This window comes from Microbacterium sp. M4A5_1d (genome assembly GCF_053345465.1).
Genome location: NZ_JBKFAD010000001.1, coordinates 150,547 through 161,174, shown reverse-complemented (window position 1 = coordinate 161,174; position 10,628 = coordinate 150,547). Strand labels below are relative to the sequence as shown.

The window sequence follows — 10,628 nt, the reverse complement described above, 5'->3', positions numbered from 1 at the left end:
GTTGCGGGCGGGCGGCTGCCACGGCTGCGGCATCCGGAACTCCCCCTCTGTCTTGGGCCTGAGAGTTTCACCGGGCGAACCCGGCTTTCACCGTCGGCGGATCCCCGAGGGGATCGCTTTCCAGAGCGGCCGGACGCGCGCGGTACGCGGACCTGAGAGATTGGCGGGGAGGCTTGCTCCTTCGGTGCCCGGAATTCTCCGGGGCTCTCCCGCGTGCGTCATGCGGCCTGTCTTCAGTTGCGCGATCAGCATAGCGTCACCGCGCGAGACCGCGCAGGCGCCGCTGTACTGGGCCGCTCAGCGCGTGCAGCTCCCCGCCGTCACGGCCGGAGCGTCCGCAGAGGCGCCCGCGAGCACCGGCAGCAGCTCCGTCGTCGTCATCGCGTAGCCCCGCCGCTCGTCCTCGGCGCCGCGCGCGAACACGACGCCGGCGACCTCACCGGCGTCGGTCAACAGCGGCCCGCCGGAGTTGCCCGGGCGGACGTCGGCATCGAGCGCGTAGATCTCACGCGGAGCGCTGGACTCGTCGTAGATGTCGGGGACGGGGGCCGAGCCCACCGAGAGGACGAAGGCGGCTCCGCTCGTGAAGGGCCCGCCGAGCGGGTATCCCTGGACCGCGACCGCTGCTCCCGCGGCGACCGGCGGAACGACCGGCAGGGGCGCCACGCCCAGGTCCGAGACCGCGATGACGGCGAGGTCGTCGATCGGGTCGAAGTACACCACGCGCCCTTCACGCGCGTCGCGGCCCGGCAGCTCGACGACGGGGGTGTCGACGCCCGCCACGACGTGGGCGTTGGTCACGATGAGGTCGTCGGCGGCGACGAATCCGGACCCGGTCATCGACACACCGCAGGCGTAGGCCGTGCCGCTGATGCGGGCGACGGATGCCGCCGCGCGCTGCAGCTCGGGATCATCGAGCGCGACGGCGGGCGCGGTCGGCGCGACCTCGGGCCGGAGAAGCTCGCCGATGCGGGGGATCCCCTCGTCGACGACGAATCCGCGCACCTCGGCGAGTGCGCTGTCGACGGGGTCGGGGGTGAGACCGTCGATGAACGAGAGCACGCGCGATGAGGCCACGGCGGTGGATACGAGCGGCATGCCGCTCGCGGTGACCGCGCCGGCGCCGAGGAGGAGGACGAGTCCGCCGGCGATCGTCGCCCCGCCGGCACCCAGGATGCGGTCGAGGATGCGCAGCTTGGCTCGGTCGACGCCGCGGCGCAGCGCCGCACCGACAGCGGTGCCGAGCGCGGTGCACAGGATGATGATCGCGATGGCGCAGATGGCGAGCACGAGCGACCGGTACTCCCAGTCGGCGACGCCGGGCGCGATGAGGGGCACAGCCCATACGGCGAGGAGCGAGCCGATGACGAGCCCGGCGAGCGAGCCCGCGATCGCGACGAGGCCTCGTGTCACGCCGATGGCGAAGAAGCCGACGAGGAGGATCACGACGATGACGTCGACCAGCAGCACAGGACCTCCTCGGGAACGGAGGCCAGCGTACGGCGTCCCGCTGTGAGTCCCCCGTTTTGCGCTTCGTGTCGCGATGACTATAAGATCGGTGCGACAGTTAGGGTCACAATGACACGAACCACCGCGGATGGGCCGCAGGACGACATCCGGGTCGCCGTCTCGACGGTCATCTTCAGCCTGCGCCACGACGGCGGCGAGCTTCCCTCCGTCGTGCTCCCCCTGGTGCGTCGCACGCGCGATCCCCACGCCGGACAGTGGGCGCTCCCTGGCGGATGGCTCGACGTGTCCGAGAACCTCGAGGCTGCCGCATCCCGGACCCTGGCCGAGACGACCGCGCTGGCTCCGAGCTATCTCGAGCAGCTCTACGTCTTCGGCGACGTCGGCCGCTCTCCCTCGCGAGTGGTGTCGATCGTCTACTGGGCGCTGGTGCGCGAGGACGTCGCATCGACACCGCTGCCCGAGGACGAGAACGTCGCGTGGTTCGACGCCGCCGATCTGCCGGAGCTGGCGTTCGACCACCGGAGCATCATCGAGTACGCACTCTGGCGGCTGCGCAACAAGGTCGGCTACAGCCGTATCGCGCATGGGCTTCTGCCTGACCTGTTCACCCTCGCCGAGCTTCGCGAGGTGTACGAGGCCATCGGCGGCAAGCGCCTCGATCCGGCGAACTTCCGCCGCCAGGTCGAGGGGTCGGGCACCCTCATCCCGACACGCGAGTTCCGCACCGGCAGCCACCGCCCCGCCCGTCTCTACCGCTACAACCACGACGTCGAGCTCGCCGACCGCGGGCCGCTCCCCCGATGAAGGAACGCGCATGACCACTTCTCCGCTTACGCTGTCGCCGCGACCGATCGACCCGAGCGTCGATCACGGGATCCAGGCGATCGTCGCCGGCGCGTCGAACGCCGAGACATGCAACACCGATCTCGCCGCGGGACCGTGGAGCTTCGACGCACGGCCGGGGTACGGCCCGGGCTCGTCGATGGGCGACGTCATCCCGACCGGGGCGCCGCGCCAGGGCGAGCTCCCGGAGTACTACCGGACCGCGGACGAGGACGAGCTGCACGACCGCATCTCCGCCGCCAAGGCCGCCCTCGGCGACCGGGTCGTCGTCCTGGGGCACTTCTATCAGCGCGAAGAGGTCGTGCGGCACGCGGACTACGTGGGCGACTCGTTCCAGCTCGCGGAAGCGACGAAGGCCCACCCCGAGGCCGAGGCCATCGTCTTCTGCGGCGTCCACTTCATGGCCGAGACCGCCGACCTGCTGTCGCGGCCCGAGCAGTCCGTCATCCTGCCCAACCTCGCCGCCGGATGCTCGATGGCCGACATGGCGTCGATCGACGAGGTCGAGGAGTGCTGGGAGCAGCTCGGCGAGATCTACGGCGACCTCGGCAGCCCCGACGCCGAAGGACTTCTCCCCGTCATCCCCGTCACGTACATGAACTCCTCCGCCGCCATCAAGGGCTTCGTCGGCCGGCACGGCGGAATCGTGTGCACCTCCTCGAACGCCCGCACCGTGCTCGAGTGGGCCTTCGCACGCGGCCGCCGGGTGCTGTTCTTCCCCGACCAGCACCTCGGACGCAACACCGCCAAGGCGATGGGGGTCACGCTCGACCGCATGCCGATGTGGAACCCCCGCCGCCCACTCGGCGGTAACGACGAGGCGTCCCTGCGCGATGCGCGGGTCATCCTCTGGCATGGCTTCTGCTCGGTGCACCGCCGCTTCACCGTCGAGCAGATCGCGCAGGCGCGTGCGGAACACCCGGGCGTCCGCGTCATCGTCCACCCCGAGTGCCCGATGCCGGTCGTGGACGCCGCGGACGAGGCGGGGTCGACGGAGTACATCCGCCGCGCGATCGACGGCGCGACCGAGCCCACAATCTTCGCGGTCGGCACAGAGATCAACCTCGTCCAGCGGCTCGCCGCGCAATACCCGCAGCACCGCATCTTCTGCCTCGATCCCGTCGTCTGCCCGTGCTCGACGATGTACCGCATCCACCCGGGCTACCTGGCGTGGGTCCTCGACGAGCTCTGCGCGGGACGGACCCCCAACCGCATCCGGGTCTCCGACGACGTCGCCGTGCCGGCACGGGCCGCCCTCGAACGGATGCTGGCGGCGCGGCCATGACCCGGCGTGTCGTGGTCGTGGGCTCCGGTCTTGCCGGCGGCATGTGCGCCCTGCGCGCCGCCGACGCCGGCTGCGAGGTCGTCCTGGTCACGAAGAGAGCGCTCGGCGACGGCAACACCGCCTACGCGCAGGGCGGCATCGCCGCCGTGACGGCCACGGGCGACTCGGTTCTCGCCCACGTCGACGACACTCTGCGCGCCGGCGCGGGCCTCGGCGAGCGCGACGCCGTGCACACGCTCGCATCGGCGGGGCCGGACGCCGTCGCGACGCTCGAGGCGATCGGGGTCGCGTTCGACCGCGACGACAGCGGCGCGCTGCGACTCGGCCTGGAAGGTGCGCACCGGGTTCCGCGAATCCTGCACGCCGGCGGCGATGCGACCGGAGCCGCGATCCAGCGCGCTCTGAACCGCGCGCTGGCTCTCGCGCCCGTCCAGATCCGCTCCGACGCTCTCGTCACCGACGTCGTGGTCTCCGACGGGGCGGCGCGGGGTGTGCGGGTGCTCTCGGAGGGCCGCACCGAGACGCTGGCCGCGGATGCCGTGGTCCTCGCGACCGGTGGGGCGGGACAGCTGTACGCCCACACGACGAATCCCGCGGTGGCGACCGCCGACGGGATCGCGCTCGCCCTGCGCGCCGGCGCGACCGTCGCCGACCTGGAGTTCGGGCAGTTCCACCCCACCGCCCTGACCGATGGGACGCTCGTGTCGGAGGCCGTGCGCGGCGAGGGTGCTGTGTTGATCGACGAGCGCGGGCGCCGCTTCTGCGTCGATGCGCATCCCGATGCGGAACTCGCTCCACGAGACGTCGTGGCCCGCTCGATCGCGGCGGCGATGGCGCGTCAGGGCGGCCGGCCGGTGCTGCTCGACGCGACCGGTCTGCGCGAGACTCCGTCGGCGACGGCTGCCTTCCTCGCCCACCGGTTCCCGACGATCGACGAGTCCGTGCGGGCGCGCGGATGGGATTGGTCGCGGCATCCGGTTCCCGTCACTCCCGCCGCGCACTACCTCATGGGCGGCGTCGTGACCGATCTCGACGGTCGGACCGACGTCGACGGGCTGTTCGCGGTCGGCGAGGTCGCGCGCACGGGCGTGCACGGTGCCAATCGGCTGGCCTCCAACTCGCTGCTCGAAGCCGTCGTGTTCGGCCTGCGCACCGCGGATGCCGTCGTCGACGGCGACCCGCGGGTCGCAACGGCGTCTCCGAGCGTCTCGTCGTCACCTCGCGCCGTGGCGAGCCGGTCCCGTGCGCCGCGACGGATACCGGCGAACGGACCGTTCAGCCGAGCGGCCCTGCAGTCGCTCATGTGGCGGCACGTCGGACTCGAGCGGGACGCCTCCGGGCTCGCTCTCGCGCTCGACATCTTCGATGAGTGGTCGCGCGCCGCAGTCGCACCCCGCTCCCGGCGCGAACACGAGGACGCCAACCTGCTCCTCGTCGCGAGCTCGATGACCACCGCCGCGCTCGCACGCACCCGATCGATCGGCGCACACCACCGCAGCGACGACACCACCGCTCGTCCGCTGACCGCCGACGAATCCGTCCGACCCGCCGCCGCTCCCGAGAAGGTCGCATGATGCTCACACCCCGACAGATCGCTGCCATCGTCGGCCCCGCACTCGATGAGGACGCCCCATGGGGCGATCTCACCAGCACCGCCTTCATCCCCGGGGCGGCGCGCGCCACGGCCGCGCTCGTCTCGCGCGTCGACGGCATCCTCAGCGGCGGGGCAGTTTTCGCCGCGGCTTTCGCGCTCACCGATCCGAGCTGCGACGTCGTGATCGACGTGCCCGACGGCTCGCGCATCCGCCCCGGTGACACGCTGGCCACCGTCCACGGTCCGGCGCGCGCCGTGCTGACCGCCGAACGCGTCGGATTGAACCTCACCCAGCGGATGTCGGGGATCGCCACGCTGACCCGTCGCTACGTCGACGAAGTCGCGGGGACCGGTGCCCGCATCGTCGACACCCGCAAGACGACACCGGGGCTGCGTCTGATCGAGCGGCAGGCCGTCCGGGACGGCGGCGGCCACAACCACCGGTTCTCCCTGTCGGATGCGGTCATGCTCAAGGACAACCACCTCGGTGTCATCACCGCCGATGGGACGGGGCTGACCGAAGCGCTGCGACGCGCGATGGATGACCTTCCTCACACGACCCACGTCGAGGTGGAAGTCGACCGCATCGATCAGATCGAGCCCGTGCTCGCCGCCGGCGTGGACACGATCATGCTCGACAACTTCTCGCTGGACGATCTGCGCCGCGGGGTCGCCATCGTCTCCGGTCGCGCGGTCGTCGAGGCGTCGGGCGGAGTGTCGCTCGAGAGCGTGCGTGCGATCGCCGAGACCGGTGTCGACGTGATCTCCGTCGGAGCGCTCACGCACTCCGCGCCCTCGCTCGACCTCGGGCTCGACCTCGTCGTCGACGCGCGCTGATGCTGTACCTCGACCACGCCGCGGGCGGTCCGGTGCGTCGTGAGGTGCTCGAGGCGATGGCACCATTCCTCACCGGGCGATTCGGCAACCCGTCGAGCATCCACACGGTCGGTGAAGACGTCGCCGGCGCCCTCGACGACGCGCGGCGGCGGGTGGCGGCGGTGCTCGGCATGCGCGCCGGCGACATCGTCTTCACGTCCGGAGGAACCGAGGCGAACAACCTCGCGATCGCGGGCATCGCCCTCGGGGCCCGCGGACGCGCTCCCGGCCACATCGTCACGACGGCGGTGGAGCACGATTCGGTATTGGCGGTCTGTCGTTACCTCCAGCGCATGCATCGATACGACGTCGACGTCCTGCCCGTGGACTCGCTCGGACACGTCGACCCCGACGCCGTCGCCCGAGCCGTGCGCGATGACACCGCCGTCGTGAGCATCGGCTACGCCAACAACGAGGTCGGAACCGTTCAGGATGTCGCGGCGATCGCGCGAGCAGCGGGTTCGGTCCCGGTGCACACCGATGCCGTGCAGGCGGCCGGGTGGCTTCCCCTCACCGGCACGGGCGCCTCGGCTCTGTCGGTCGCGGGCCACAAGATCGGCGCGCCGCAGGGCATCGGTGTGCTGGCGGTCCGCGGCCGGCTCCCCCTCGAGCCCGTGATCCACGGCGGCGGCCAGGAGCGCGGCCGGCGCTCGGGCACGCAGAACGTCGCGGGGGCGGTGGGCCTCGCGCTCGCGCTCGAGCTGGCCGAGCGCGAGCGCCCCGAGGCCGCTGCGCGGGCCGCGGCGGCGCGCGACGCATTCACGAGCCGCGTGCTCGGCACCGTCCCCGGATCGCGCGCGACCGGCGACCCTGATCGGAGGCTTCCGGGCCTCGCCTCGTTCACGTTCGCCGCGACCTCGGGCGAGGCCGTGCTCCTCGAACTGGAACGGCGTGGAATAGTCACGAGCAGCGGGTCGGCATGCGCCGCGGGCAGCGACGAGCCGTCGCACGTCTTGACGGCGATGGGTCTCGACGCCGATGACGCCCGCACCGCGGTGCGGTTCAGCTTCGATCGCGCGACGGTGCCGGATGCGGGAGCGCTCGCGGGCGCGGTGGCCGACGCCGTCTCGGCAGTACGATCGGGGTCGTGAGCTCGCCCGTCGTCACCGTCATCGTCCCCGGCCGCGACGTCGCCCCCTACGCCGAGGAAGCGCTGGCTTCCCTGAAGGCCCAGACCCTCGGCGAGTGGACCGCGATCCTCATCGACGACGGATCGCGCGACACGACCGGACGCATCTTCGCGGAAGCGGCCGCGTCGGACGAGCGGTTCCGCGTGATCGCACACGATCGCGCCGTCGGGCTGGGTGCCGCACGGAACGCGGGGCTCGATCGGGTCGACACCCCGTTCGTCGCCTTCCTCGACGCGGACGACGTCCTCACCCCGTCGGCCCTGGAGCGCTGGATCGGAACGCTCGACGCTTCGGGCTCCGACTTCGTCGCCGGGGCCTACGTGCGACTGCGTCCGACCGATGAGGGCTACGTCCCGGGCCCCGTGCAACCCTGGGTCGCGGCATCCACTCGGCCTGCCCGCATCGGGACCACCCTCGCCGACCATCCCGAGGCATCGGGGAACATCGTCGCGTGGTCGAAAGCGAGCCGCATCGAGTTCTGGCGACGTCACCGACTGCGCTTCCCCGAGAACCGGCTGTACGAGGACCAGCTGGTCGCACAGCAGATGTACACCCGCGCCCGAGCGTTCGACGTGATTCCGGACGTCGTCGTGCACTGGCGCGAGCGGGCGGACGGGTCGTCGATCACGCAGCACCGTGCACAGCTGCCCGTGCTCATCGACTATCTCGATGCGCTGCGGTCGGGCCTGGCGGTGCTCGACGCCGCCGATGCCCGTGCCGCGGCCACGGCCCGGGTCCGGCTCGTGCTCGACATGGACGTTCCCCCGCTCGTGCGCATCGCCGCGACCCATCCCGATCCCGAGTACCGTCGGCGGATCGGCGGGCTGGTCCGCGACTTCCGGGAACGAGCACCGGGTCACCGGGCCGCCGACCCGGCAGCCGCCGAGTTGTGGGACATCGCCCGCCTCTGGTGATCCGCCGCGCGCATCCGCGTCGACCGACCGGAAGCTGATGCTGGCGCCGTGTCGTCGGCCCCGGGAATAATCGATCCGTCGGGGCGTTGGCCCTGCGGAGTCCGCCCTCGGGTGACGACCGATCTTCCGACCGAGGAGTTGCCCATGGCCGTCGCGCCGTCGTCCACGAACGCCCCCGCATCCGCCGCATCGCCCGCCGTGCCCACCGTCGTGACCGCCGAGGCGAACCGGGTGATCTGGCTCCTGCTCGTCGCCGCCTTCGTCGCGATCCTGAACGAGACGACCATGGGCGTCGCGATCCCGCACCTGATCACCGACTTCCGCATCACGGCGGTGGCGGCGCAGTGGCTCACGACCGCGTTCATGCTCACGATGGCGGTGGTGATCCCGATCACCGGCTTCCTGCTGCAACGTCTGACGACGCGGGCTGTCTTCACCGCTGCGATGAGCCTGTTCTCGACGGGAACGCTCATCGCCGTCCTGGCGCAGAGCTTCGGTTTCCTCCTCGTCGCGCGTGTCGTGCAGGCTTCGGGAACCGCGATCATGATGCCGCTGCTGATGACGACGCTGATGACGGTCGTCCCGCCGCACGCTCGGGGCCGCATGATGGGCCGGGTCAGCATCGTGATGTCGCTCGCTCCCGCGATCGGGCCGACGCTGTCCGGGTTCCTCCTCGACACCCTCAGCTGGCGCTGGATCTTCGGCGTCGTCCTCCCGATCGCCCTGGTCTCGCTCGCGATCGGCGTCCGCTGGATCCACAACCTCGGCGAGACCCGGCGCGCGCCACTCGACGTCTTCTCCGTCGTGCTCTCGGCCTTCGGTTTCGGAGGCCTCGTGTTCGGGCTCAGCCAGATCGGCGCCGGAGGCCACGGCGGCGGGGATGCCGCGGCCGCGGCGCCCGCGTCGAACCTGCCGCTCATCATCTCCCTGTCGGTCGGGGTCGTGGCGCTCGGCGCGTTCGTGTGGCGTCAGCTCGTGCTGCAGCGCAACGACGAGGCGCTGCTCGACCTGCGCGTGTTCCGCTCGGCCAACTTCTCGCTCTCGGTGGCCCAGCTGGGCGTCATGTCCATGGCGTTCTTCGGCGCGATCACCCTGCTGCCGCTGTACATGCAGAACGTCCTCGGGCTCTCCGCGCTCGAGTCCGGGCTGATCGTCCTGCCGGGCTCTCTCGCGATGGGCATCGCCGGCCCGTTCATCGGGCGCATCTACGACCGCTGGGGCACGCGCGTGCTCCTCGTCCCCGGAGCCGTCATCGTCACCGGCATCCTGTGGAGCTTCACCACCCTCACCGAGAACACGTCGGTATGGCTGCTGCTCACGCTGCAGACGTGTCTCTCGCTCGGCCTGGCGATGTCGTTCACGCCGCTGTTCACGGCATCCCTCGGCTCTCTGCAGCCGCGGTTCTACTCGTACGGCAGCGCGATCGTCTCGACCATCCAGCAGGTCGCGGGCGCCGCGGGCATCGCTCTGCTCATCACGGTGATGGCCGCTGCCGAGGCCGGCGCCGCCGATCCGGGGACGACGGCGGCCGGCGCCGCGGGCGCGCGGGCGGCCTTCTTCGTGGCCGCGATCATCGCGTCGCCGCTGATCATCGGGGCGCTGCTCATCCGCAAGCCGGCCGACAGCCCCGAAGGCGTGCCCGCGGCGCACTGAGCCGGCCTCACCGCCATCGCGCGAGAACGACGAAGCCGCCGGGTGCGTCATGCACCGGCGGCTTCGTCGTACGCCTCGAGGCGAGGTTCAAGAGGTCGAGCAGCATCCTCCGCCGCAGCAGGAACCTGCGTCGTCGTTCGCGGTGACCAGCAGGTTCTTCTCATCGGGAACCGGCTGCAGTGTCTGAGGCTGGGGCGTGGATGCTGTGGACATATCGCCATCGTAACCCCGCAGCGGACCATGCGTCGCGGAGCGTGTCAAGCGCGTCGCAGCCGCCGTCGGCCGCGCGTAGCGTCGGCGACATGAGCACTCTCGATGGCAAGAAAATCGCATTCCTGGCAACCGACGGCTTCGAGGACAGCGAGCTGACCTCGCCCTGGCAGGCCGTCTCCGACGCGGGCGCGACCGTCGTCATGATCGCCCCCGAATCGGGCGAGATCACCGGCAAGAACGGCCACACCCAGAAGGTCGACGTCGTCACGGCGGATGCCGAGGCCGACGAGTACGACGCGCTCGTGCTTCCGGGCGGCGTCGTCAACGCCGACAACCTGCGACTCGACGCGAACGCGGTCGACTTCGCGCGCGCGTTCTTCGAACAGCACAAGCCCGTTGGCGCGATCTGCCACGCGGCGTGGATCCTGACCGAGGCCGACGTCCTCTCGGGCCGCACCCTGACGAGCTTCCCGAGCCTGCGCACCGATCTGATGAACGCCGGTGCCACCTGGGTCGACGAGGAGGTCGTCGTGGACCAGGGCCTCGTCTCGAGCCGAACGCCCGATGACCTCCCGGCCTTCAACGCGAAGGTCATCGAGGAGATCGAAGAAGGCGAGCACGCCGGCCAGACCGCGTGACCCGTCGGTCCT

Annotated in this window: 10 protein-coding genes and 2 riboswitches; of the genes, 8 read left to right on the top strand and 2 right to left on the bottom strand. The window is 71.2% G+C overall.

The window, feature by feature from the left end; all coding sequences use genetic code 11:
• Positions 1-40: 40 nt before the first annotated feature.
• A riboswitch (glycine riboswitch) is annotated at positions 41-129 on the bottom strand.
• Position 130: 1 nt separating this feature from the next.
• Positions 131-222, bottom strand: a riboswitch (glycine riboswitch).
• 75 nt (positions 223-297) lie between these two features.
• Positions 298-1,470, bottom strand: coding sequence for a MarP family serine protease (locus ACLBWJ_RS00725; protein ID WP_269266134.1), 1,173 nt, complete (start codon positions 1,468-1,470; stop codon positions 298-300).
• Positions 1,471-1,578: 108 nt separating this feature from the next.
• Here ACLBWJ_RS00725 and ACLBWJ_RS00720 point away from each other — a divergent pair, with 108 nt between their 5' ends.
• The 7 genes from ACLBWJ_RS00720 (at position 1,579) to ACLBWJ_RS00690 (ending at position 9,765) form a co-directional block, all read left to right on the top strand.
• Positions 1,579-2,274, top strand: a complete 696-nt coding sequence (locus ACLBWJ_RS00720) for an NUDIX hydrolase (protein WP_274177965.1) — start codon at positions 1,579-1,581, stop codon at positions 2,272-2,274.
• Positions 2,275-2,284: 10 nt separating this feature from the next.
• Positions 2,285-3,598, top strand: coding sequence for a quinolinate synthase NadA (nadA, locus tag ACLBWJ_RS00715; RefSeq protein WP_323985758.1), 1,314 nt, complete (start codon positions 2,285-2,287; stop codon positions 3,596-3,598).
• Positions 3,595-5,172, top strand: a complete 1,578-nt coding sequence (nadB, locus tag ACLBWJ_RS00710; protein WP_447659577.1) for an L-aspartate oxidase — start codon at positions 3,595-3,597, stop codon at positions 5,170-5,172. The genes nadA and nadB overlap by 4 nt, the downstream gene beginning before the upstream one ends.
• A complete protein-coding gene (nadC, locus tag ACLBWJ_RS00705; protein WP_447660074.1) occupies positions 5,172-6,029 on the top strand; it encodes a carboxylating nicotinate-nucleotide diphosphorylase in 858 nt (285 codons plus the stop codon). The genes nadB and nadC overlap by 1 nt, the downstream gene beginning before the upstream one ends.
• Entirely contained in the window at positions 6,029-7,159 is a 1,131-nt protein-coding gene (locus tag ACLBWJ_RS00700) for a cysteine desulfurase family protein (protein ID WP_447659576.1), read from the top strand. The genes nadC and ACLBWJ_RS00700 overlap by 1 nt, the downstream gene beginning before the upstream one ends.
• On the top strand, positions 7,156-8,112 hold the full coding sequence (locus tag ACLBWJ_RS00695) for a glycosyltransferase family 2 protein (protein ID WP_274177968.1): 957 nt from the start codon (positions 7,156-7,158) through the stop codon (positions 8,110-8,112). Before ACLBWJ_RS00700 ends, ACLBWJ_RS00695 begins: the two co-directional genes overlap by 4 nt.
• 144 nt (positions 8,113-8,256) lie before the next feature.
• Positions 8,257-9,765: a DHA2 family efflux MFS transporter permease subunit gene (locus ACLBWJ_RS00690; protein WP_282501024.1), complete on the top strand. Its 1,509-nt coding sequence runs from the start codon at positions 8,257-8,259 to the stop codon at positions 9,763-9,765.
• An 87-nt stretch (positions 9,766-9,852) separates the two neighbouring features.
• Here ACLBWJ_RS00690 and ACLBWJ_RS00685 read toward each other — a convergent pair whose 3' ends face one another.
• Positions 9,853-9,978: a hypothetical protein gene (locus tag ACLBWJ_RS00685; protein ID WP_258524557.1), complete on the bottom strand. Its 126-nt coding sequence runs from the start codon at positions 9,976-9,978 to the stop codon at positions 9,853-9,855.
• Positions 9,979-10,067: 89 nt separating this feature from the next.
• Here ACLBWJ_RS00685 and ACLBWJ_RS00680 point away from each other — a divergent pair, with 89 nt between their 5' ends.
• On the top strand, positions 10,068-10,616 hold the full coding sequence (locus ACLBWJ_RS00680) for a type 1 glutamine amidotransferase domain-containing protein (protein WP_112614984.1): 549 nt from the start codon (positions 10,068-10,070) through the stop codon (positions 10,614-10,616).
• Positions 10,617-10,628 lie beyond the last annotated feature (12 nt).